At 47.8% G+C, this 23,849-nt stretch carries 17 protein-coding genes; 4 read left to right on the top strand and 13 right to left on the bottom strand.

Translation table 11 applies throughout. The features are described from left to right. Positions 1-17: 17 nt before the first annotated feature. The 3 genes from ACAM37_RS10440 to ACAM37_RS10430 form a co-directional block, all read right to left on the bottom strand. Positions 18-1,676, bottom strand: a complete 1,659-nt coding sequence (locus tag ACAM37_RS10440; RefSeq protein WP_369626179.1) for a phospholipase D family protein — start codon at positions 1,674-1,676, stop codon at positions 18-20. Positions 1,677-1,714: 38 nt separating this feature from the next. After that, complete coding sequence (locus ACAM37_RS10435) at positions 1,715-2,620, bottom strand: crotonase/enoyl-CoA hydratase family protein (RefSeq protein ID WP_369626178.1); 906 nt, start codon at positions 2,618-2,620, stop codon at positions 1,715-1,717. A 192-nt stretch (positions 2,621-2,812) separates the two neighbouring features. After that, positions 2,813-6,139 (bottom strand): ATP-binding protein, encoded by a 3,327-nt coding sequence (locus tag ACAM37_RS10430; protein WP_369626177.1) that lies wholly within the window; start codon positions 6,137-6,139, stop codon positions 2,813-2,815. Between the two features lie 378 nt (positions 6,140-6,517). Here ACAM37_RS10430 and cysM point away from each other — a divergent pair, with 378 nt between their 5' ends. Genes cysM through ACAM37_RS10415 form a run of 3 tightly spaced genes read left to right on the top strand, consistent with a single transcriptional unit; the run spans position 6,518 to position 9,058 of the window. Then, positions 6,518-7,441 carry a cysteine synthase CysM gene (gene cysM / locus ACAM37_RS10425; RefSeq protein ID WP_369626176.1) on the top strand — a complete coding sequence of 308 codons (924 nt, stop codon included), beginning with the start codon at positions 6,518-6,520 and terminating at the stop codon, positions 7,439-7,441. A 46-nt stretch (positions 7,442-7,487) separates the two neighbouring features. Then, complete coding sequence (locus ACAM37_RS10420) at positions 7,488-8,357, top strand: 3'-5' exonuclease (protein WP_369626175.1); 870 nt, start codon at positions 7,488-7,490, stop codon at positions 8,355-8,357. Then, a complete protein-coding gene (locus ACAM37_RS10415; protein ID WP_369626174.1) occupies positions 8,354-9,058 on the top strand; it encodes a fumarylacetoacetate hydrolase family protein in 705 nt (234 codons plus the stop codon). The genes ACAM37_RS10420 and ACAM37_RS10415 overlap by 4 nt, the downstream gene beginning before the upstream one ends. Positions 9,059-9,134: 76 nt before the next feature. Here the strand turns inward: ACAM37_RS10415 and ACAM37_RS10410 are convergent, their stop codons facing one another. Next, on the bottom strand, positions 9,135-12,101 hold the full coding sequence (locus tag ACAM37_RS10410) for an insulinase family protein (RefSeq protein ID WP_369626173.1): 2,967 nt from the start codon (positions 12,099-12,101) through the stop codon (positions 9,135-9,137). Positions 12,102-12,396: 295 nt separating this feature from the next. Between ACAM37_RS10410 and ACAM37_RS10405 the strand changes: the two genes are divergently transcribed. After that, the gene (locus tag ACAM37_RS10405; protein WP_369626172.1) at positions 12,397-13,410 is read left to right on the top strand and encodes an adenosine kinase; all 1,014 of its coding nucleotides are present in this window, start codon (positions 12,397-12,399) and stop codon (positions 13,408-13,410) included. A gap of 96 nt (positions 13,411-13,506) precedes the next feature. Here the strand turns inward: ACAM37_RS10405 and ACAM37_RS10400 are convergent, their stop codons facing one another. From ACAM37_RS10400 to ACAM37_RS10360, 9 genes are all read right to left on the bottom strand, one after another. Continuing rightward, positions 13,507-14,682, bottom strand: a complete 1,176-nt coding sequence (locus ACAM37_RS10400) for an isovaleryl-CoA dehydrogenase (RefSeq protein WP_050325266.1) — start codon at positions 14,680-14,682, stop codon at positions 13,507-13,509. 16 nt (positions 14,683-14,698) lie between these two features. Next, entirely contained in the window at positions 14,699-15,631 is a 933-nt protein-coding gene (locus tag ACAM37_RS10395) for a hydroxymethylglutaryl-CoA lyase (protein WP_369626171.1), read from the bottom strand. Beyond that, positions 15,628-17,724, bottom strand: coding sequence for an acetyl/propionyl/methylcrotonyl-CoA carboxylase subunit alpha (locus tag ACAM37_RS10390; RefSeq protein ID WP_369626170.1), 2,097 nt, complete (start codon positions 17,722-17,724; stop codon positions 15,628-15,630). The genes ACAM37_RS10395 and ACAM37_RS10390 overlap by 4 nt, the downstream gene beginning before the upstream one ends. 110 nt (positions 17,725-17,834) lie before the next feature. After that, a complete protein-coding gene (locus tag ACAM37_RS10385; RefSeq protein ID WP_369626169.1) occupies positions 17,835-18,629 on the bottom strand; it encodes an enoyl-CoA hydratase/isomerase family protein in 795 nt (264 codons plus the stop codon). Between the two features lie 103 nt (positions 18,630-18,732). After that, positions 18,733-20,349 carry a carboxyl transferase domain-containing protein gene (locus ACAM37_RS10380; protein WP_369626168.1) on the bottom strand — a complete coding sequence of 539 codons (1,617 nt, stop codon included), beginning with the start codon at positions 20,347-20,349 and terminating at the stop codon, positions 18,733-18,735. 88 nt (positions 20,350-20,437) lie between these two features. After that, positions 20,438-22,174: an AMP-binding protein gene (locus ACAM37_RS10375; protein ID WP_369626167.1), complete on the bottom strand. Its 1,737-nt coding sequence runs from the start codon at positions 22,172-22,174 to the stop codon at positions 20,438-20,440. 442 nt (positions 22,175-22,616) lie between these two features. Beyond that, positions 22,617-23,009: a hypothetical protein gene (locus tag ACAM37_RS10370; RefSeq protein WP_312534232.1), complete on the bottom strand. Its 393-nt coding sequence runs from the start codon at positions 23,007-23,009 to the stop codon at positions 22,617-22,619. Positions 23,010-23,041: 32 nt separating this feature from the next. Further along, the gene (locus ACAM37_RS10365; RefSeq protein WP_076775523.1) at positions 23,042-23,407 is read right to left on the bottom strand and encodes a SirB2 family protein; all 366 of its coding nucleotides are present in this window, start codon (positions 23,405-23,407) and stop codon (positions 23,042-23,044) included. 89 nt (positions 23,408-23,496) lie between these two features. Continuing rightward, on the bottom strand, positions 23,497-23,832 hold the full coding sequence (locus ACAM37_RS10360) for a BolA family protein (protein ID WP_369626166.1): 336 nt from the start codon (positions 23,830-23,832) through the stop codon (positions 23,497-23,499). Between the last annotated feature and the right edge of the window lie 17 nt (positions 23,833-23,849).

The following is a 23,849-nucleotide window of genomic DNA, read 5'->3' as shown; positions in this document are numbered from 1 at the left end:
TTCATAACAATGACAGCTTATAAAAATTTTTCAAGCGGCAGGTGCGATAGCATCCATATTAGCGTTCGCTGCCAAGGCTTGGTTTGTGGCTCTTCATCATACGTGACGGTTTGACCGTTCTCGAGCGTTGACCACTGAATATTGTTATCTTTGAGCGACAAGGTGTAGCTGGTTGTTGGCAAGGCTTGCAAAAATTCATTGCGGATTTTGTTGGCAAGTACAGGGTGGGCGATGGCAACGCCAAGTTCGGTATTGGTCAAGGCTGAACGTGGATCAAAGTTGAACGAGCCGATATACACCTTTTCCCCATCGCTTTCAAACGTTTTGGCATGTAAGCTGGTTGCAGAGCTTCCTGTCAAGTATGAATCACGCAGATTGTCTTTGATGGCATTGGGCTTGAGCTCATATAGCTTGACACCAGCTTTGAGTAAGTCTTTGCGGTGTTTGGCATAGCCAGAATGCACAAGCTTGACATCGGTGGCGCTCATGGCATTGGTCAAAATATTCACCGCTACGCCTTTGTTTGCAAGGTTGATAAAATAATCTTTGCCTTGCTTCGTCGGTACAAAATAGGCAGAGATTAAATTGAGTTCGTGGGTGATTTTCCCTAAGCTTTGGTTGATGTCTAACCCTTGGGTATTGGCTTTGCTGACCAGTTTATCAGGATTGTCCGTCAATAGCTGCACGCTTGCCCAGTAGAGCGGCAATTTTTGTTGTTTGATTTGGTTGACAAAGTCGATTGCCACCAAGCGCTTTAGATAGTCGTTTTTCAGCTTTAGCACAGGGTCGAGTTGTTGCGACGCGGGTTTATCAGCTTTTTGGGTTTTTGGAATAAACACTTGGTTTAGGGCGGATGTCTCAGGTTTTTTAACCAAATCGGTGATAGGAAAAGCCAGTTTATGGTTCCAATATTGGTCAAACGCTTGTGACATCTGCGGCACAATATGCCCAACCATCAGCACATCTAGGTCAGAAAATACCATCTCTTGGTCTAAAGAAAAATACTCATCCCCGATATTGCGCCCGCCTGTGATGGTGATTTGGCTATCGGCGGTGATGGATTTGTTGTGCATACGATGATTGAGCCGCTCAAAATCGCCCACAAACCCTAGCCAGCGCCACGAGCGAAAACGATTGGGGTTCATCAATCTCACTTCAATATTGGGGTGTTCATTGAGTACCCACAGCGTTGGGTCGAGACCACGGGTATTGTTGTCATCTATCAATAATCGCACGCGTACACCGCGCTCTGCCGCTTCTTTGATGGCTTGAAACATTAGATTGCCAGTGATGTCGTTATTCCAAATATAATACTGCACATCTAGCGTTTTTTCTGCGGTGCTAATGAGCAGCATACGTGCGGCAAACGCATCCATGCCATCTGGCAAGGGATAAACGCCCGTTTTTTGTGGATGGCTTTTAACCAACTCTGCGATGCCATCGGCCATGCTTTGCGAGCCAAATTGGCGAAAACGGCTGGAGGGCTCATCAGGTGGCATATCGGTTGCCACCGTTTTTTGATGGTCTTTGGTAATGACGGCAGTCTGATAGGTGCTGGATTTGCCCGTGTTGGCAGGCAGACGACCCCACCAGGCGATAAAAAACAAAATCGCCATACACACCAAAAACAGGCTGGCTAAAAAAATAAGACGACGTTTGAACAGGGGTCTTAGCATGATGGCACTCACCAAGGTCAATTAAGCCATAGGTTAAATTAGTTAAATTGACGCCCAATAAATTTGACGGTTTCATCCTTGGCTTTTTTGACGGCAAGTTTGCGGTTTTGTCCCAGCAGTAATTTGATTTGCCACAGTTTTTCTTGATATAAGGTTGTTGGAGGCGTGTGATACATGGCATTGATGATGCGTTTGCTCGCCAAGACAGCATCGGGGGAGCGATTACTTAATTCTGTGACCAAATTCTTCGCAACTGCCATCGGTGTATCGCTTAGATGGCTGACCACACCGTATTCAAAGGCTTGCTGACCGTCAAAAACCCGTGCCGACATCGCTAATTCCTTGACGATATCGGCGCGTAGCACCCCCATCGCAGACTGGGTCAGTCCCATATCCGGTACCAGTCCCCATTTGGCTTCCATAATGGCAAATTGGCAATCCGCTGTGGCGATACGAATATCGGTCGCCAGTGCCAACTGTAGTCCTGCGCCAAGGCAATGTCCATGCAATACACTGATGACAGGCATCGGCAGTTCTCGCCACACAAGGCACACTTTTTGAAATTTACTTTGAAACGGTTTGATAAGCTCCCAAGCGACCTGTTTTAGATTTTTTGCGTTGTTTAAATCTGCCAAATCAATGCCGGTAGAAAAGCTTTTACCTTCACCTGCCAAAATCACCGCCCGCACGTCCGTCCATGTGGTAAGCAGGTGGGCTAAATCAATGAGCTTATCCATCAACGCAAAACTTAACGCATTGCGCTTGTCAATCCGTGTCAGCCAAACAATGACGCTATCATCACCGCTAAGTTCCAACCGCACATCGGGTGCAAGGTTATCGTTTGCAGCTTTGATACGCTGCGCTAAAGATGAAGCAGTAGTACGCTGAGAAAATGGCAAAAACCCTACACCCGGCAATATTTTTGATACCGACAAAACCGACATACGCATCCTTAAAATTTGACCAACCCAATAAACTTAAAAAAATGTTGCAAGAACGCGAAGATTTGCAATCATTAATCTCACTTTACTGATTTTGTTGGTTTGGCACAAGAGGCGATATCGGACGATACGTTTAAGAAAGGTAACGTGGAATAGCAAGTATGCCAAACCTAGGCGGCATTGTGGTGATGGGTGTCAAATCATCTTCCAAGTCATGTCGTTTTCTTTGAGCTGGGCATATTTGAGTGCAGGGAATTGACTCAAATCAGCCTTTGCCAAGTTATCGAGCGCTTGTAGCATTTGCTCATAATAAGGCGCCAAAATGGCAAATTGCGCAGGCGAGCTATTGTTGATATTTAGCAAGCACTTGTCTTCAAGATTTTGACTGGCTTGGCGTAGCTGTGGTACGCCCGTATAACGACTCGCCCCTAAAATGCGATGTGCGACGTGGGACAAGGCTTGCCTGTCGTGGCGCTGCCAAGCCTGCTGCAAGTCACTTTTTTCCTGCTCAATTGATTCAATCAGCAGGGTAATTAAATTGGCTGCCAAATCAGGCTTACCTGCTACCCGCATCACCGCATCATCCCAATCAATGACCGCAAGACTTGCTAGTGACTCAGCGCTATGCTGACTGCTGACCGATGGTAGGCTTGCTGATGGTATGCTTGGTAGATTAGCGTTATCATCGGCGGTAGTCGCTGAGGCGGCTAATGGCGTATGAGCAAATACGGCACTCTCTTTGGGGGTTGCAGGTGCAGTACGCGGGTGATTTGCCCCAGACACTATAGACGCTATCGACCGCGCCGAGCTAGGCGACTTGATAGCAGATTTGTTAGAAGCCACATCAGCGGATACAGACGTGCTGTGTTTACCCAACCAGCGTTGCAGGATTTGCAATAACTGGGCTTGACTAATTGGTTTGCCCACATAGTCATCAATCCCAGATGCCAATAATGTATCGCGTTCATCGGATAGACTATGCGCGGTCAGGGCAATAATCGGAATATGTTGATGTCCTGCTTGCGTTTCAACCTTACGGATTTGGATGGCGGCTTCACTGCCTGACATTCTTGGCATTTGAATGTCCATAAAAATCAAATCCACGGCGGTATCGCTTTGTGACTGGTGCGTGGTGATGTATTCAATGGCGTCAAACCCACTATTAACCGTCACCACATTAATGCTCAGCTCAGCCAATAACGCTTCTAGTACCAACAAATTGGGCAGATGGTCATCCACGGCAAGCACAGTAAAACCATGCCACTGCGGCAGTGTAGGCTCTTGGCTGCTGGCAGAATTGCTATCAAGCAGCTGGTAAAGCTGGCGACGATCGAGCGGCTGATACAAGGCTTGTGCTTGATAACGCGACAACAATTCTGGCTCAAGATTGACTTGATAGCCAAATAGTAGCAATTTACCGGCATAATGTAAGCGTACTTGTTTGAGCAGCGACGTGGTATCCTCAGTGGTGCCATTGTCCACGATGACCCAATCCCAATGATTGCCTGTTTCTTTGAGCGATTCAAGTAGGCTTGCTAGCGTACTTGCGGTAGTAATGGCAATCGGCAATTCACGCAATGAGCCTTTTAACACTTGTAAGCTTGCAGGATGGTCAATCCATACCAAAATATTTAGCGCAGCGATAGCATCAGCCGCCACATAACCGGCATCGCTTTTTGGCGGGACGATGGCGGGTAACTGCCAAATGGGGTCATGGATAAGCAGCCGCTGCTGCTCTTGGTTACTGATGCTCATCGGCAAGGTAAACCAAAACGTCGTGCCTTTGATTTTGTGCGATTGGCTCGCATCACCCGCTTGCTCAGTGGCGTTGTCATAAAAACCAATATTGCCGCCCATCAGATAGGTGAGCTGTTTTGAAATCACCAATCCCAACCCTGTACCGCCGTACTGGCGAGTAATCGAAGGATCGCCTTGGGAAAAACTTTGGAACAGCACTTTTTGATGCTCAGGCGAAATCCCGCGCCCTGTATCTTGCACACTGATATGAATTAAATCATCGATGTCATCATCCAGGCTGACCCTTACAATGACCTCGCCATCATCGGTAAATTTGATGGCGTTGTTAACAAGATTGGTCAAAACTTGCTTGGTGCGTAACGCATCCCCCACCAGATAATGCGGCACATCGTCATAGAAGAACACCGCCAGCCGTAAATCTTTCTCTGCCGCCAGTGGCGATAGCATATCCACCACGTCGTAAATACTGGCATACAGGTCAAATTCATGACTATCTAGTACCAATTTACCGGCTTCAATCTTAGAAAAATCAAGCACGTCATTGACCAGTGCTAATAGGTGCGCTGAAGACTTACGAATCGTCTGCACGTACAAGTCTTGCTCGGCATTTAAGCCGCCATGACGGGATAATAGATTGATAAAGCCGTCAATACTGTTAAGTGGGGTGCGTAATTCGTGACTGATATTGGCTAAAAATGCCGATTTGGTTTGACTGGCTGAAACCGCGGCATCGCGCGCATTGCGAATGGAGATGTTTTGCATTTCCATCTCGTCAAAAGCCAATCGCAAATCATCTTCGGTCTGTTCGGCGTGATTTTTGAGTTCTTGGAAACTTTTATGCAGACGTCTTAAGGTCTTGACCAAATCCTGTTGCAGTTGGTTGATTTCACCACTGGCGTTGATGGTCATCGGTTTATACAGGTTGTTGGCGTTGGTGCGCTGCAAATGTAACCGCATCTCATAAATCGGCGCAATCCAGCGCCTAGCATATATGTGGGTGGTCAATAGCAGCAGTAAAATAGTAAAGAGGCCGGTAATCGCTAACGCTAACATCACTTGATAGCGAGCCACTTGTAGCGGCTCATTATCAATATTGACAATAAGCCACAACGTCGGTAGTGGGGTGGTCGCATTGGCGGGCGGGCTGAGTACCAATTTTCGACCAAATAAGCTACTACCCTTGCTATTAAACAGGCTGTTGGATTGGGTGTTGAGCTGCGTTAGCAAATAAGTTTGCTGTGTATGGCTTTGCGCTTCAAGGTGTTGTCCCAAAAAAGGCAACAAGCGCGGATTGGGCTGTTGTGACAAATCCCCAAAACTGACCAACACGTTGCTTTGTTCGTTGACAATCGCCACGCCTTGCAAGTGTTTGTCGTTGATGGCATTTTGTAGGGCAAATTTCACATTGGCTTGTAGCGCCGCCAATTCTTTGGGCGACAGCTCAGCTTTATTTGCACTGTGTTTGTTTATGCTATCTTTACTTGAGCCATCTGTATTTGAACTATTATTGCTATTAGGCTGAGCGGTAGTTGTAGATAGCGCTTGGTTGATTTTAATCAGATTCGTCTGCATAGAAGCGGCGACTGGCTGCAGAGTCACCAGCAAATTATCCGCGGTTGATTGCTGAATGGTACGCGCAGCACGGCTGGTATCCGATAACACCAAAAAACCACCCGTCAACGCGAGTGCGCTAATCGGCAAAAACACCAACAGTATCAACTGTCCATAAGCGGTGGAAAAATCCAAGTGAAATCGTTTGCTCACATTGCTAGCCTTGCATCAGCCTAATTTAGGCATCAGATTTTTTATCAGGGTTTTGGAGTATAGTATTTCATTTTATAGGATTTTAGCCAATTTTGCTTGTATAGCTAGGGTTTTTGTCGCAAGTAAATTTTTGACAAGTCTATACCCCAGCAAAAAATCGAGATAAAATCAGATGGGGTAGCGGTGGAAAAATGACTTGCGCAATAATCATGATTCGCCACTGACGGGTGATACGAATTTTGCTAAACTACGCGCGCAATCCAAAAAATTTACTGTTAAAAAAACTAATCAACGCTAGCTAATCTATAAGCTAGACTAAATGCGTCTGCGCAAAACTCGTATCATCAAAAGTTCATGGCCAAAAACTAAGGTTGTCTTATGACCCATAATAATTTCATCACTGAAAACAGCACGCTCAATGACTGCATTGGACATACCCCACTGGTCAAGCTGGCGCGATTTGCACCGCAAACCGACCAAGGCACAGCCACGCTGCTTGCCAAACTTGAAGGCAACAATCCAGCGGGCTCAGTGAAAGACCGCCCTGCCTATAACATGTTTTATCAAGCGGAACTGCGTGGCACTATCAAGCCAGGCGACACCATCATTGAGGCCACCAGTGGCAATACAGGCATCGCCCTTGCCATGGTCGCAGCAATGCGCGGCTATGCCATGACGCTGATTATGCCTAGCAACTCTACCCAAGAGCGTAAAGACGCTATGGCAGCGTATGGGGCGACACTGATTGAAGTCGATAACATGGAGTCGGCACGCGACCTTGCCCAGCAAATGCAGGCAGAAGGCAAAGGCATCGTACTCGACCAATTTAACAACCCTGACAACAAACAAGCGCATTATCTGACCACAGGTCCTGAGATTTGGCAGCAAACCAATGGCACGATTACCCACTTTATTAGCTCAATGGGGACCACAGGCACCATCATGGGCGTATCCAAATACCTAAAAGAACAAAACCCAAATGTGCAAATTGTCGGTTTACAACCCGCTGAAGGTGCTAATATCGCAGGGATTCGCCGATGGCCAGCCGCCTATTTGCCAAAGATTTTTGAGCCAAGTTTGGTGGATAGGGTGATGGACATCGAGCAGCACGATGCGGAAGTGTTTATGCGTAAGCTTGCCCGCGAAGAAGGGATTTTTGCGGGGGTATCATCAGGTGGTGCGGCGTGGGCAGCGTACCAAATCGCTAAAGAACACCCGGATGCGGTGATTGCATTTATCGTCTGTGACCGTGGCGATCGTTATCTATCAACAGGGTTGTTTGGGATTAAAGATGACGCTTAATACCCGATAACCTAAAGCATAAAGCAGAAACTAACAAGGAAGTATTATGGCTACGCCAGCGCCCATTTTAGTATTTGATATCGAAACCATACCGGATGTTGCCACAGGCAAGCGGCTATACCCTGAATTAGCTGGGTTATCGGATAACGATGCCATGACCAAGCTTATGGCACTGCGTGAGCAAGATGTTGGGCATCCTTTTATGCCCCTGCCTTTGCACCAAATCGCATGTCTTTCGGTGTTGTGGGTGGCGGGCGGCAAAATGACACTCAAATCGCTGTCGCTGGCTGACCATAGCGAAGCGCAAATGATTCAAACCTTTTTTAATGCCATTGAAAAAAATCCGTTGTTGGTGAGCTGGAATGGCAAGGGCTTTGATATACCCGTCATGGTGTATCGGGCATTGCAGCATGGCTTGACTGCCCCCAAGCTGTTTAGCCAAACCGGTGAGATGAGATACAACAACTATATTAACCGCTATCATGACCGTCATACCGATTTGATGGTAAAACTTGCCATGAATAGCACGTCGCAAAAACTCGATGTCGTCGCATCCTTATGCGGCTTTGCAGGCAAGCAAGCGTTGGACGGCTATGATGTGGTGCCTATGGTGCAAGCAGAAGCATGGGATAAGCTCACCACTTATTGCGAGAGCGATGTGCTCAATACTTGGCTGATTTTTTTGCGCTACCAACGACTGACGGGACAATTTTCAGCTGAGCAAAGTGAGCAATGGGAATCCACCACCCGAGACTATCTGCAATCGTTCACCAATCAAGACAATAGCCTGCGCCATGATAAGTTTTTGCAAGCGTGGCAACCTGCTAGCAATTTAGCCGCCGACCAACATGTTACTGATATCGCCATCACCCAGCCGCCATCTGATACCCCAACCACCCAAGTAGAATCACCATGAATACCATTTTTCCACCCAGACAAGCGGTGGCACTGCCCATCCATCAATCCGAGCAAACCTTTCCTGTCCGCCGCGTGTATTGCGTGGGGCGCAACTATGCCGACCACGCCCGAGAAATGGGCAGTGACCCAGACCGTGAGCCGCCATTTTTCTTTTGTAAAGCCAGTGACAGCGAGTCGATTATTGCGGTTCGACCCGATAGCGTTGCCCAATTGCCTTATCCGACTAAAACGCAAGCGCTACATTATGAAGTAGAATTGGTGGTTGCGATTGGCAAAGCGGGTGCCAATGTGAGTGTAGCACAGGCACATGAGCTGATTTTTGGCTATGCCGTGGGGCTCGACATGACGCGCCGCGACTTGCAAAACGCCATGAAACAAAACGGTCGCCCGTGGGAGATTGGCAAGGCGTTTGACTATTCGGCACCCATTGGCGAAATTTATCCCGTTGCTAGCGTTGCTCGGATACAACAAGCGAATATTTCACTAGCGGTGAATGGCGCGCCCAAACAACAAGGCAATATCAATCAGTTAATCTGGAATGTGGCAGAGACCATTGCCAATTTATCTGAGTTTTTTGAGCTCAAAGCAGGGGATTTGATTTTTACAGGCACGCCAGCGGGCGTCGGTGCGGTGGTCAAAGGCGATACCATCCTCGCGCAAATTGACGGACTGGGTAAAATTGAGTTGCTGGTTGTGTAAAACAGGTAGTGTAAAAGATGAAAAAAGGCGCTAATAATAGCGCCTTTTTTATTAAGATGATTAATTATTATGTTTGTTATAGCACTTTTTCAATCTGAAAACCCATGTTTTGCATGAGTTCAGCTTTATCAAACGGCGCAAGGCTTGCGCGTGTGTAAGGCTTGTCTTTAAGATAAGTTCTTGTCACCCGCTGTAAGTCATCAAGGCTGACCGCCAAGATTTTGGCACGCATCGCTTGTTGCCAGTCTTTGCCGCGACCATGCAACTCAGCAAACAGCGCCTTGACCGCTTCACCCGCAGGACTTGCGGGCTTATCCATGCCTGCCATCAATCCTAAAATCGCTTCTTCAATCCAAGCATCAGTTTTTTCGCCTGTAGTTTGCGCGAGTAACCAATCAATACTACCCAAGAAGTCATCAAACGTGGCTTGGTCACGCGGGTCACGGTAGCTATAAAACTTGAAAGAGCAAGCATTGCTATCATAGCTCGCGCCGCCGCCATACGCCCCGCCTTGCTCACGAATGGTACGATGCAGATAGTTGTTGCGTAGCACGCTTGAGAGTACCATCAAGGCAGGGGCATCGGGATGGTTGGTCGGCACGGCATCAAAGACAAGCGCATGATGAAACACATTGGTTTGCGCAAGCCACGCGATATCGCTACCGTCAGTGGTAATGGGCGATTCGATTAAGGTAGCGGTAGGCTCGTCAACAGGCGCTTGCCAGCTCTCGCTAATCGCTTGTTGCAGCGTCGGTAATATCTCTGCTTCGGCGATGATAAGCGCTTGTTTTGGTAGGGCTTTGATGTAGCGATGTAAATTGGCTAAGCGCTCTCCGAGCTTTTGCCACGCACTGCTATCTTGCTCCGCTTGCTGCAAAAATTCAGTTAAGCTATTTAATGCAGGCAAACCACCGCGCACATATTCAAGACGGGCGATTTTACTGGTGTTACGGCTCGCTGTTTGCATGGCATACGCATGACCTGCATTGGCAAGGCGCGATTGCCAGCCCATTTGTTTTTGGGTCAGTAGCTCTTCCATCCGCGCATATTCAGTAAAAATAGTGTCGTTGAGCACTTCTTTAAGCAGCTCAATCGCTTCAAATTTACGTGACAATGAGCGGGTAGCGACCACCAAGAAGCTATCCATTTTTTCGGGGTTGTCTGGCGATGTGCGCTGGCTGATTCTGACAGTCACACCGCTTGAATGACGTGCTTGCCGCGCTTGAAATGCCAAAGCATCGTGTTTGCGCGTGCCCACTTCGCTGATCAAGCTCAGATACGTTGGTAAATCTGGGTGATTGATGAGCGCTTCATGACCCTCTAGGGGTATAATCACTTGATAATAGTACAGACCGTTGGTGCCTGCTTCATATTCATACAACGTACTTGGCAGACCACTTAAAGTGATATCGCGCTTTTTACCTGTTTTAAATTGAATTTGGGCAGGAATATCCGCCAATCCCACTTTAGGTAGCAAATCCACATCATCAGGCGTAGCTTGGCGTTCGGCAAGGGCTTTGGCTTGGCTGATGAGCGCATTACGGGTGTCATCGGTCAGTGCCGCTGCGATGGTATCAAGTTTGGCTTGCTCATCCTTGGCTTGTTGCTCAGATTTGCTCGCATCAGGGATGAGTGTCAAACGCACGCGATGCGGATTGTCGAGCAAAAAGCTGCGAATCAAATCGGCGATAAAATCCGGGTTTTTTACTTGCTCACGTAGCCAGTTTAGGTTTTCATCGATATCCCACACATGCATGGGGTCGCCGTCGTGGATAGCAGTACTAAAGCCTTCTAGCATCAAATTTAGACCATATGGCATACTATCGCCACCGATATGACGTTGGTCGATTTCGATTTGGTGCAAAATGGTTTCAATCGCTTCACTGTCCACAGGCTGGTCCGCCACTTGTTTGAGTAAGTCCAAAATCCCTTGCTCAATGGCATCGCCATGCTCAGGCTCAGAGCCACGGACACCCGCATAAAACACCATCTGATAATGGCTGTCATCCAAGCCCAGTAGCGGCGTCGGGGCAGATGCCAGCGGATGGCTATCGAGATACGCCCGCAGCGGCGAACCTGCATGTTCAACCAATACGCCTTCAAGTAGTCGCATAGCCAGACGCTGCTTACCGTCTAAAATCGATGGTAATAACCATGCCATGACGTGGTGCGTTTGTTTGGGTTTCACCGTATCGACACTGTAAGTGTCGGTCACGCTGATTGGCGCGGTCAATGATTTTTCGAGTCGTGAGGCGTGTTTTTGCCCTCTAGCAAACGCTTTGCCTGCTACCGCCAATCCATCCTCATGGATACGGGCTTGGGTCTCTGCCACAGGGATATTGCCGAAGCTCATCACCACCGCATTGCTTGGGTGATAGTGACTTTGATGAAACTTGACCAAATCAGCGTGGTTAAGCTCGGTAATGGCAGCAGGCTCACCGCCAGAATTGTAGTGATAAGTGGTTGTGGGGAATAAATGACGCGCCAGCGTATGATACAACTGGTCAATCTCGCCACTCATCGCGCCTTTCATTTCATTAAACACAATGCCTTTATACTGCGGTTTGCCATCATCATCAAGCTCCACACGAATCCCTTCTTGGGCAAAATCGAGCGGATTTAAACTTGGGAAAAATGTCGCATCTAAATACACCGACAACAAGTTAAAATAATCTTGACGGTTTTGGGTGGCAAACGGATACGCCGTCCAATCTGCCGCGGTAAACGCATTCATAAACGTATTGAGCGAGCGCTTAATCATGCTAAAAAACGGGTCGCGCACGGGATATTTTTCAGAGCCACATAGACTGGTATGCTCCAAAATATGCGCCTCACCGCGGTCGGTCATCGGCTGGGTGCGAAAGCCAATCATAAAGGCATTTTCATCACTCGGGTGGGCGAGGTGATAATGAATCAACCCCGTGGCGTTATGCTCGCTCACCAGCACATCAAGCGATAGCGCATCGATGCGCTCATGAGAGCGTAGGGTAAAAGCAGGGTGCAGGGTCAAATCTAAAGTAGAGTCGTGAGAAGTTGCGGGCATGAAGTTACCTGTGTGTCATAATAATATTTGTCAGAATTTATCAGCAAAACCAACGATAAAAACAAACAGAAAGTATAGCAGTTTTGTCGGATTTATTTTGAGTTAAATGGGGTCAAAACCTGCTTTATAAAGGCAAAAAAACACAGATACTACAGATACTACAGATAATACAGCGCCACTCATTTGCCCGTGTTAGCCAATTTTCAGATATTAACTTTGACAGTTTTAATTTACAATGACACCACATTGAATTTAACTCATCTATTTTTTCCAAAATCGTTAAAAAGGAATCACAATGGCAAAAATCGTCGCCATCGGCAATGCGTTAGTTGACAGTGAATTTGTCGTCACCGATGCACAGCTTAACGCCACAGGCCTGACCAAAGGCAATATGACCCTAGCCAGTCACAGTGAGCAAGCTGACCTCATCACCTCGCTCACCACGCAAAACATCACCGCGACCAAACAAGCCGGCGGTGGCTCGGCTGCCAACAGTATCTATGCCGCAGCAAGCCTCGGTAGCGATACTTTTTACGCTTGCCGAGTAGGCGAAGACGATGCAGGGCGTTTTTATTTGGCGGATTTAAATGCCGCAGGTATCAAGACGTCTACCAAGTCATTTGCTGATGGTACTACAGGCAGTTGTATGGTGATGGTGACCCCAGATGGCGAGCGCACCATGCAAACGCATTTGGGCACTTCAGCAGAAATCAGTGAAACCGATATCGATTTTGATGCGCTAAATGATGCTGATTGGTTGTATCTTGAAGGTTATCTTGCCATGTCACCCTCAGCACAACAGGCGATTGCTCAGCTAAAACAACAAGCCAAAGCCAAAGGCGCTAAAATCGCGGTCAGTTTTGCCGACCCTGCCGTGGTCAAATTTGGTCGTGAAGGACTTGATGCGATGCTAGAAGGTGGCGTGGATGCGGTGTTTTGTAACTGCGATGAAGCGCAGCTATTTACCAACCAAAGCAGTCACTCACAAGCGGCATCAGCGTTATTGTCAGTTGCCAATATGGCAGTGGTGACTAATGGTGCAGCAGGGTCAATCATTGCAGTAAGGGACGATGTTTCACGTGAAACAAAACTGATTGATGTGGCATCGCTAGCCGTTGATCAAGTGTTAGATACCAATGGGGCAGGGGATAATTTTGCGGGCAGTTTTTTATATGCGCTATCGCACGGTCATGCGTTGGCAGATTGTGGCAAATTAGCCAGTAGCGTCGCAAGCCAAATTATTCAGCAGTTCGGACCCCGTCTCAAACCGGCGCAATACCAAGCGATTTTACAATCAACCTTAATATAGCGTATGGCTAATAAGGCGGATTTTGACAACCTATTTTGACAATCTAATAAAAAAGCCCTAGTTTTAGCTAGGGCTTTTGTTGAAAAACCTAATCAATTAGGCGGTTTCGTTGAACAGCTCACGACCAATCAGCATGCGTCGTACTTCGCTGGTACCTGCGCCAATCTCATATAGCTTGGCATCACGCCAAATACGCCCCAGTGGGTACTCATTGGTATAGCCATTGCCGCCAAAGATTTGAATACCTTCCCCTGCCATCCAAGTGGCTTTTTCCGCTGTCCACAAAATCACGCTGGCGCAATCTTTGCGTACTTGGCGCACATGGTCTGAGCCTAACATATCCAAGTTTTTGCCCACGGTGTAAAGAAAGCTGCGCCCTGCCTGTAAGGTGGTATACATGTCCGCCACTTTACCTTGAATCAACTGGAATTCACCGATGGCTTGACCAAATTGCTTGCGATCGTGGATGTAGGGAATGACGTTGTCCATGACTGCTTGCATAAGCCCGATAGGACCTGCGGCCAGTACCGCACGCTCGTAGTCCAAGCCACTCATCAATACTTTGACGCCGTTGTTAAGACCACCCAAGATGTTGTCGCTTGGCACTTCGACATTGTCAAACACCATCTCGCCTGTGTGACTGCCGCGCATACCGAGTTTGTCAAGTTTTTGCGCGGTATAAAAGCCTTTCATGCCTTTTTCTACCAAAAACGCGGTGATGCCTTTTGCCCCAAGTGCTGGCTCGGTTTTGGCATACACCACCATCACATCGGCATCCGGTCCATTGGTAATCCACATTTTTGAGCCGTTTAATACAAATACGCCACCTTTGTCTTCGGCACGTAGTTTCATGCTAGTGACGTCTGAGCCTGCACTGGGCTCACTCATGGCTAAGGCACCAATGAATTCACCGCTGATGAGCTTTGGCAAGTATTTTTGTTTTTGGGCTTCTGTACCGTTGCGTTTGATTTGGTTGATACATAGGTTGGAGTGCGCGCCATAGCTTAGCGCCACTGAGCCTGATGCGCGGCTGATTTCTTCCATGGCGACCATGTGCGCCACATAGCCCATGTCCACGCCGCCGTAAGTTTCGGGTACGGTGATGCCATGCAGCCCAAGCTCGCCCATTTTTTGCCACAAGTCCATTGGGAATTGGTCGGTGCGGTCAAGCTCGGCAGCACGCGGGGCGATTTCGGCATCGGCAAAGGCTTTGACGGTTTCGCGTAGGGCGTTGATGTCATCGCCAAGTTGGTAATCGAGTCCTAAGTTCATAGTCATTCCTTGTTGATTAACTGACTGTTAAAGATTTACGTTTATTTAAAATCGCTGTTGCCACCTTTGAGCCGTTTTGCCTGCTCAAAAACTCGCTGATTTTTTGTCCGACATCGACCAGTTTGTCGAGGTCAATGCCCGTTTCAATACCCATGCCATGTAGCAGATATACCACATCTTCAGTGGCAACATTGCCGGTTGCGCCTTTGGCATACGGACAGCCGCCAAGCCCTGCCACCGAGGTATCAAACTGCCATACACCCATTTGTAATGCCGCTAAGGTATTGCTAAGCGCTTGACCATAGGTGTCATGAAAATGTCCAGAGATATTGTCAATATCAATATAACGCAAGGCAGCATCCAACGCTTTTTGCACCTTGATAGGTGTGCCCACGCCGATGGTGTCTGCAATGCCAATATGTTCAGCGCCAATGGCAACGAGTTTTTCTGTCACATAGGCGACTTTATCGGCTGAAATATCTCCTTCATACGGGCAGCCTACGGTACAAGAGATGACACCGCGCACCTTGATACCATGCGCTTTGGCGGCGTCAGCCACCGGGGCAAATCGCTCGATACTCTCAGCGATGCTACAGTTGATATTTTTTTGGCTAAAAGCTTCACTCGCTGAGCCAAAAATCACCACTTCATAATTGGCAAATTGGTCACGGTGGGCAAGGGCGGCATCAAAGCCTTTCATATTGGGTGTCAGCACCGAATAGACCACGTCATCGCGCTTGCTAATGCCATCTAATACGGCATCATTGTCTGCCATTTGTGGTACCCACTTTGGCGACACAAAACTGGTGGCTTCAAGCTTGCGCACCCCTGCATCAATCAAGCCGTTAATCAACTCAATTTTGACATCGCTGGGTACGGCTTGCTTTTCGTTTTGTAGTCCGTCTCTTGCGCCCACGTCGATGATTTTGACAAAGTTTGGATAGTTCATGATTGGCTGCCCGTATCAAGTTTTAATAGCTCATCGCCATCGGATACCAAATCCCCTGCTTTGAACAGCAGCTCTGCCACCGTACCATCACTAGGGGCATTGATGGTATGCTCAATTTTCATCGCTTCAATCACTGCCAAGGCTTGACCTTTTTTCACTTCATCGCCCACATTGACCCGAAACGCCACCACTTGACCTGGCATGGGCGATTTTAGGCTACCGCCATCTTGGGGCTCGATGCCCACATGCGCCATGCTATCCACCAAGGTGATGGTATCGCTGGCATGATTTGAGAACACATATACTTGCTCATTATGTCGCCATGCCTGCATCTGTTGTCGTTTGCCGGCTGTTTCTCCGTCACTTAGCCATAGGGTAAAAGTATCATCGGCCGTGGCTAAATAACGAACATCGCCTTGATAGATGGGCGTGACAACGTCCGCGCCTTGTTTTTCGCCTTTGGCAATGGTGTTAATCGTTAGATGAAATGCCTGTTCCTTGGCTGGCTCGTTAACTTGGCTGATAACAGCCCGCAATGGCTTATCATGATACACCAAATCAAACGGACGCTCATAATGGCTATACGCGCGCCATGCATCGGTTTTGCTAAAGGGGTCGTGGTTTTGGGTTTGCGCTTCTTGGGCAAGCTCGTTGACAATCGCGGTAGCTACCAGCCAAGGTAGCTCACCACGCTGCTGCCCAAACAGTACGTCTTTTTCACGTTCAATCAATGCGGTATCAAGATTGGCATATTTGAACGAATCTGATTGCACCACGTGACGCAAAAACGCTACATTGTTGGGCAGACCGACAATACGGGTTTCTGCCAAGGCTTGGTCTAGTTTGGCAAGCGCTTGCTCACGGGTTGGCGCATGGACGATGAGTTTGGCAATCATCGAGTCATAGTAAGGACTGATGACATCGCCTTCGCGTACTCCATCATCCACGCGCACGTCTGACACCCTAAACTCGCTGTGAGTTGGCGTGCGGTAAACGTCTAGCGTACCTGTGGCGGGCAAGAAGTTGTTGTCTGGGTTTTCAGCATTGATACGCGCTTCAATCGCATGACCATTGATGGTCAAGTCTGCTTGTTGTTTTGGTAACGGCTCACCGCTGGCAACACGCAGTTGCCACTCGACAAGGTCCGTACCGGTAATGGCTTCGGTGACGGGGTGTTCTACTTGCAGGCGGGTATTCATTTCCATAAAGTAGAAATTCATGCCGCCAAATTTATCTTCGGGTGAAGGGTCACGTTGCTCTACGATAAATTCAACCGTACCCGCTCCCACATAATTGACCGCTTTTGCCGCCGCGATCGCCGCTGCGCCCATCGCCTCCCGCATTGCCACGCTGACATCGGGGGCAGGGGCTTCTTCGAGCACTTTTTGGTGACGACGCTGTACCGAGCAATCACGCTCAAATAAATACACATAGTTGCCGTGGCTGTCGCCAAAGACTTGAATTTCGATATGGCGGGGACGTAGGGCGTATTTTTCAATCAATACGCTGTCATTGCCAAAGCTGCTAATGGCTTCACGTTGACATGAGCCTAAGGCATCAATAAAATCTTCGGTTTTTTCAACTAACCGCATCCCTTTGCCGCCGCCACCAGAGCTGGCTTTGATTAGCACAGGGTAGCCAATTTTGTCGGCCTCGCTATGTAAAAAATCAGGGTCTTGGTTGGTGCCATGATACCCTGGAATGAGTGGTACATTGGCCGCTTCCATCAAGCGTTTGGACTCGGCTTTAAGACCCATGGCGGTGATGGCAGACGCAGGGGGACCGATAAACACCAAACCCGCATCCACGCACGCTTGGGCAAATTCGTCGTTTTCACTCAAAAACCCATAGCCAGGGTGAATCGCTTGTGCGCCTGTTTGTTTGGCAGCCTCCAAAATGCGCTCCCAACGCAGGTAGCTGTCTTTGGGCGCAGAACCGCCTATATAAATGGCTTCATCACACACGGCTACGTGCTTGGCAAAGCGGTCAGCGTCGGAGTATACCGCAACGGTACGCACACCCAGTTTTTTGGCGGTGGCTGCCACGCGGCAAGCAATCTCACCCCGATTGGCTATTAAGATTTTTGAAAACATAATCGTCCCTTTTTATTTTTTCAAGACCGCATCACCGCGAATCTAACTTGGCATACTTATAAAATTTGGCTTATAAAATCCAGCTTTTTACCTCAGTTATTTTATCTGCGTCATTCAAGCCAGCTTGGTTGACGTTTTTGCAAAAATGACTGTACGCCTTCTTTACCCTCGGCGGATGCGCGGATATCGGCAATGCCTGCAACGGTATCTTTGATTAACTGCTCATTAATCTCCGCAAATGCCACATCCTGCACCAGTTTTTTACACACTTTGACAGCATTTGGGCTAGCATTGACCAAGTGTTTGACCAAATTATCAAGGGTTTGTGTAAACTCTTCTTCATCCACCCGCTCATGGATAAAACCGATTCTTTTGGCTTCTTTGGCATCAAATACTTCAGCGGTTAAGAAGTACCGATTTGCCGCACGTGCACCCATTGCACGAATCACATACGGGCTAATGGTCGCAGGAATCAAGCCAAGTTTGACCTCGCTTAAGCAAAAATTGGCGTTTTTGACGCTAATGGCGATATCACAAGCGGCGACTAGACCCATACCACCGGCATACACATCGCCTTGAATAGCGGCAACCGTGGGTTTTGGACAGTGGTAGATGGTGGCTAGCATTTGCGCAAGCTTGCCTGCGTCCGCTAAGTTCTCATCGTGGCTATAATCCGCCATCGCGCGCATCCAGTTTAGGTCTGCCCCGGCACAGAAGGCTTTGCCATTGGCAGTAAGTATCACCGCACGCACTTCGTCTTGCTCAGCGCAAAATTGAAACACATCGGTCAGTTCTTGGATGACATCGTCATTAAAGGCATTGCGTTTGTCTGGGCGATTGAGGGTAATGGTCGCTACGTGCTGGTCAATGTCTAACAGTAGGCTGTCATAAGTCGGTAATTTCATCGTGTTTTTCCTTTTTCTTGTTGGGTAAAGTTGAAGCGTTTTTGATGCTTGCTCAATGGTGATAGAACAACCAACCAAGACTTCCGATTTTACACGCTGAAAATTACATTCTAAATACACCAAAGGTGGTGTGTTCAATCGGTGCGTTGTAGGCCGCACTTAAGCCGAGTGCCAATACTTGACGGGTATCGGCTGGGTCAATCACGCCATCATCCCACAGTCTAGCCGAGGCATAATAGGGATGACCTTGCTCATCAAATTTCTGACGCACTGGCGCTTTGAACGCTTCTTCGTCCTCGCTTGACCAGTGCTCACCTTTGGCATGGTATTGGCTGCGTTTGACCGTTGCTAATACCGACGCCGCTTGCTCGCCACCCATCACCGAGATACGCGCATTTGGCCACATCCACAAGAAACGTGGACTGTAGGCACGACCACACATACCATAGTTACCCGCGCCGAATGAGCCGCCGACAATCACGGTAAACTTCGGCACTTTGGCATTGGCAACCGCCATCACCATTTTGGCACCATGACGGGCAATCCCTTCATTTTCGTATTTGCGCCCCACCATAAAGCCTGTGATATTTTGCAGAAACACAAGCGGAATTTTACGTTTGCAGCATAGCTCGATAAAATGGGTGGCTTTTTGCGCTGACTCGCTAAATAAAATACCGTTGTTAGCGATAATACCCACTGGCATACCTTCAATATGTGCAAAACCACACACCAACGTTGTGCCAAAGCGTGCTTTAAACTCGTCAAACTCACTGCCATCGACGATACGTGCAATGATTTCACGGATATCAAAGGGCTTACGGGTGTCAGTTGGGATGATGCCGTACAATTCTTTGGCGTCGTATTTGGGGGGGCGCGGGGTTATTTGCGCGGTAGCGTGGTGGATGGGTGTTTTTTGTTGGTTTAAATTGCCGATGATGTTGCGCGCCAGTGATAACGCGTGCAAATCGTTTTGGGCAAGGTGGTCAACCACGCCTGACAGACGGGTATGCACATCGCCACCGCCTAAGTCTTCCGCGGTCACTTCTTCACCTGTGGCAGCTTTGACCAGCGGCGGTCCACCCAAAAAAATCGTCCCTTGATCTTTGACGATAATCGACTCGTCACTCATGGCGGGTACATAGGCACCACCTGCAGTACAGCTACCCATGACCACGGCGATTTGGGGAATGCCTTCGGCACTCATATTGGCTTGGTTAAAGAAGATGCGACCAAAGTGATCTTTATCTGGGAATACTTCATCTTGGTTGGGTAAGTTCGCGCCGCCAGAGTCGACCAAATAGATACATGGCAAGCGATTTTCTCGCGCGATTTCTTGCGCCCGTAAATGTTTTTTGACCGTCATCGGGTAGTAAGTGCCGCCTTTGACGGTGGCATCGTTACACACAATCATACAGTCAATACCAGCGACACGACCAATGCCAGCAATCACGCCTGCGGCAGGGATATCGGCATCATACATGCCATACGCTGCCATCGGTGAGACTTCCAAAAATGGCGTACCGGCATCTAGCAAGCGCTCGACACGTTCACGGGGCAATAACTTACCCCGAGCCACATGTTTGGCGCGGGCAGACGCTGAACCGCCCTGAGCAATGACCGCAAGTTTGGCTTTGAGGTCATCAACGATAGTTTGCATGGCAGCGGCATTGGCTTGAAACTCCGCACCATTTGGGCTTAATTTACTTTGGATAACCGTCATTGTAAATCCTAATTCTGTCAAAGGGTGCAGCTAAATTGCTATCAGATGCCCTCTGTATTTATGTTAAGTTTTTGATGAAGTTGAAAATTTAGAGTCCTAATTCTTGTGTCATCGCTTCCACGATTTTGAATTTTTGAATTTTACCCGTGACGGTCATTGGGAACTCGTCGACAAACTTCATGTAAGTCGGTACTTTATAGTGTGCGATGTGATCTTTACAAAAATCACGGATGTCTTGTTCGGTTAAGTTGCTGTCTTTTTTGGGGATAATCCAAGCGGCAAGGACTTCACCAAATTTCTTGTCGGGTACGCCCACGATTTGGACGTCACGGATTTTTGGGTGGCGATATAGGTAGTTTTCAATTTCAACAGGGTAAATGTTTTCACCACCGCGAATCACCATATCTTTACTACGTCCGACGATTTTGACATAACCTTCTTCGTCCATGGTTGCCAAGTCACCGGTATACATCCAGCCATCGACAATGGCTTCCGCCGTTTTATTGGTGTCATTCCAATAGCCGAGCATGATTGAGTAACCTTTGGTACACAGCTCACCTGTCTCACCGATGCCAAGCGTTTCGCCCGTTTCTGGGTTGACGATTTTGACTTCTAGGTTTGGCTGTACCAGACCTACGGTTGAGACTTGTTTTTCAAGTGGCGTGTGCTGGTTGGTTTGACAAGATACGGGCGATGTTTCGGTCATGCCATAGGCAATGGTGACTTCTTTCATGTGCATTTGGTCAATCACGCGGCGCATGACCTCAATCGGACAGCTTGAGCCTGCCATGATGCCGGTACGTAAAGTCGATAAGTCATAATTGGCAAAATCTGGGTGGTCAAGCTCGGCGATAAACATGGTCGGTACCCCATGCAGACCTGTACATTTTTCGTTTTGCACGGTTTCAAGTACGGTGATGGGGTCAAAGCCATCATTGGGATACACAATCGTGCCACCGTGGGTCAAAATGGCAAGGTTGCCCAGTACCATGCCAAAGCAGTGGTAGAGCGGGACAGGGATACACAAACGGTCATCGGCAGTTAAGTTCATGGCTTCACCGATGAAATAACCGTTGTTTAAAATGTTGCGGTGGGTAAGCGTCGCGCCTTTGGGCGTGCCTGTGGTACCACTGGTAAATTGGATATTGATGGGGTTATTGGGGTTAAGTTTTTTGGCACGTTCCGCCACTGCCGGATCATCGGCATCGCCTTTGGCAATCCACGCTGAGAATTTTTGCATATAGCTAAAATCCTCAGTGGACTCTGGGCTGTCAATCCAGATGACCCGTTTGAGATTGGGTAATTGCACGAGCTCTAAATTTTGGTAGCTTTGGTGACGCGCTTCAGGTGCAAGCTCTTGAAGCATCACCGCATAGTCGCTAGATCTGAAGTGGCGCATCAAGACCAGCACTTGGCAGTCGACTTTGTTGATGGCGTATTCAAGCTCAAAGATACGATAAGCGGGGTTAATGTTGACCAGTATAATACCGGCTTTGGCAGTCGCCAATTGCATGATGACCCATTCAACGTTGTTGTGTGACCAAATACCCACGCGATCGCCTTTTTGCAGACCCATACGAATCATGCTGCTGGCTAGCTGATTGACTTTACGCTGTAGTTCGCGGTAGGTGAGACGAATGTTTTGGTGCGCGGAAATTAAGGCGTCTTTATCGGGGTGTTGTTCCACCATCTGATCGAAAAAATCACCAATGGTCAATTCTATCAGTGGCGTGACCGGTCCTTTATCATAGCTTTGGGTGAGCGGGGCGTTGGCAGATTTCGCACCCATTACGATGCGTGGCAGGGTTAGCACGTCTTTGGTCATGGTAGCATCCTTACTATCGTGTTTTTTAGCGTGTTTTTCTATCGTTTTTTTGGGGGGTTTACTAAAGGTATTGACGAAAGCTAGTGAAAACTTCGTGTTTACCTGAGTAAAAATTTTTACCCACTGATTAATACCCAAGTATTCCTTGACTTAAAGTATTGTTATAACACTCATTTTAATTCATTTTTTTAAAATTTTTACCGTGTTTAACCATCAATATGTGTCATATTAATCAATAAATTATGGACTTGTCAATCTAAAACGAGACAATCTTTATCGAAATAAAAATTATCTTTAAGCTAAAAAAATATTCGATACATATTCAATAGGTATTCAATGACACTTACTACCCCTAAGCCAGCCACTGATTTGGCTCACCATAAAAAAACCCATCTCACTATGAAAGATGGGTTCTACACTCAACAGGATAAAATGGGATAAATTATTTTTCGCTATAGAGTTTGATGCCGGTAGCAAAGGGGCATTGTTTTAGGCGAGCGGCTTGTACCATCGCATCTCGTTGTCCCATAGCAATCGATAGATTATGACGGTTGCCGCCATTGATTGAGCCTAAGCCGACACTCACGGTAGGATAAATACCATGGCGATTGCCCGATACGCCAATCCCAATGCCTGAAGCTTGCAAGCCTGTGCGCTGGTTGGCATTGGCATCAATGTATTGATTGAGGCGCGTGTATTCATTGGCAAGCGCAACACAGTCATAGCTTTGGTAATTGTTGGCGGATACGTATTCAGGGGTAGGCGTGGTCATACACCCTGTCAAACCTGCCGTGGCGGCCGTCGCTAAAAGTATTGAGATAGCTAATTTTTTCATTATCCTACTCCCTTATGTTCACTGCTTTAGCCTTAAAATAGGTTGAGCGGTTTAACAAACGCCAGCGTCAAAATACCCATATAGGCAATAAAAGCAATCAACATACCTATTTTGGCTTGATTGGGCGTAGTCGTCTGGCGCGTGGCTTTGACAGTCGCCGAAATGGCAACAATGAGTAATACCATCTTGGCAATCAACCAGTGCGGCACTATACCTGCGCCAAACAATGGCATCGCCGTCACCGCGCCTGTTAAAATCACCAAGGCATACATCAGGTGTGCGCCGATTTTGGCAGATTTTGGCAAGCCTTGTCCTTTTGGTGCGGTAAATACCAACACGGCTTGCCACAAGAATAAGGCAATTAAAATCAATGCCATCAGCATATGTGCGTGTTTCATACATCAACCTTTTTTATAATAATATAGCGTAAATTAACTCAAGAGGTCTGTGGTTTTAGCTTATGTTGACACTCTTTTTTATCTGTATATTACCCTGCGTTTTGTCCTGCGCAATTGGGACTTTCAGGAGATTGTCCAACCGCTTGCCATTCTGTTTGTGTATAAGCATGAATTGAAAACGCGTGAATTTGCCCACCGCCTTGTGACAGTAACGCATGGATAAGTCCATACACCAACTGATGACGCTGTACCAAGCGTTTGCCTGCAAATGCCTCACTGACAATGGTCAGTTTAAAATGGGTTTCTTTGCCCTCAAAATAGCCAGCATGGCGCATTGACTCGTTTTCTAGCTGATAGACACTGGGCTGTAACGTTTGCAAACGCGCTGTCACGGCATCGGCAATCGGGGTAGCAAGTTGACTCATGTCGTCCTCGGTTCACT

The sequence above is a fragment of the Moraxella sp. K23 genome (genome assembly GCF_041154765.1).
Lineage (GTDB): Bacteria > Pseudomonadota > Gammaproteobacteria > Pseudomonadales > Moraxellaceae > Faucicola > Faucicola tetraodonis.
This window is presented reverse-complemented; position numbering and strand designations above follow the sequence as displayed.

Bases quoted from the DNA above. Each gene is read 5' to 3' on its own strand.
- ACAM37_RS10435 (WP_369626178.1), bottom strand. From the start codon at position 2,620: ATGTCGGTTTTGTCGGTATCAAAAATATTGCCGGGTGTAGGGTTTTTG.
- ACAM37_RS10395 (WP_369626171.1), bottom strand. From the start codon at position 15,631: ATGAACTATCCAAACTTTGTCAAAATCATCGACGTGGGCGCAAGAGAC.
- ACAM37_RS10420 (WP_369626175.1), top strand. From the start codon at position 7,488: ATGGCTACGCCAGCGCCCATTTTAGTATTTGATATCGAAACCATACCG.
- ACAM37_RS10415 (WP_369626174.1), top strand. From the start codon at position 8,354: ATGAATACCATTTTTCCACCCAGACAAGCGGTGGCACTGCCCATCCAT.
- ACAM37_RS10360 (WP_369626166.1), bottom strand. From the start codon at position 23,832: ATGAGTCAACTTGCTACCCCGATTGCCGATGCCGTGACAGCGCGTTTG.
- ACAM37_RS10410 (WP_369626173.1), bottom strand. From the start codon at position 12,101: ATGCCCGCAACTTCTCACGACTCTACTTTAGATTTGACCCTGCACCCT.
- ACAM37_RS10365 (WP_076775523.1), bottom strand. From the start codon at position 23,407: ATGAAACACGCACATATGCTGATGGCATTGATTTTAATTGCCTTATTC.
- ACAM37_RS10405 (WP_369626172.1), top strand. From the start codon at position 12,397: ATGGCAAAAATCGTCGCCATCGGCAATGCGTTAGTTGACAGTGAATTT.
- cysM (WP_369626176.1), top strand. From the start codon at position 6,518: ATGACCCATAATAATTTCATCACTGAAAACAGCACGCTCAATGACTGC.
- ACAM37_RS10375 (WP_369626167.1), bottom strand. From the start codon at position 22,174: ATGACCAAAGACGTGCTAACCCTGCCACGCATCGTAATGGGTGCGAAA.
- ACAM37_RS10385 (WP_369626169.1), bottom strand. From the start codon at position 18,629: ATGAAATTACCGACTTATGACAGCCTACTGTTAGACATTGACCAGCAC.
- ACAM37_RS10400 (WP_050325266.1), bottom strand. From the start codon at position 14,682: ATGAACTTAGGACTCGATTACCAACTTGGCGATGACATCAACGCCCTA.
- ACAM37_RS10370 (WP_312534232.1), bottom strand. From the start codon at position 23,009: ATGAAAAAATTAGCTATCTCAATACTTTTAGCGACGGCCGCCACGGCA.
- ACAM37_RS10440 (WP_369626179.1), bottom strand. From the start codon at position 1,676: ATGCTAAGACCCCTGTTCAAACGTCGTCTTATTTTTTTAGCCAGCCTG.
- ACAM37_RS10390 (WP_369626170.1), bottom strand. From the start codon at position 17,724: ATGTTTTCAAAAATCTTAATAGCCAATCGGGGTGAGATTGCTTGCCGC.
- ACAM37_RS10380 (WP_369626168.1), bottom strand. From the start codon at position 20,349: ATGACGGTTATCCAAAGTAAATTAAGCCCAAATGGTGCGGAGTTTCAA.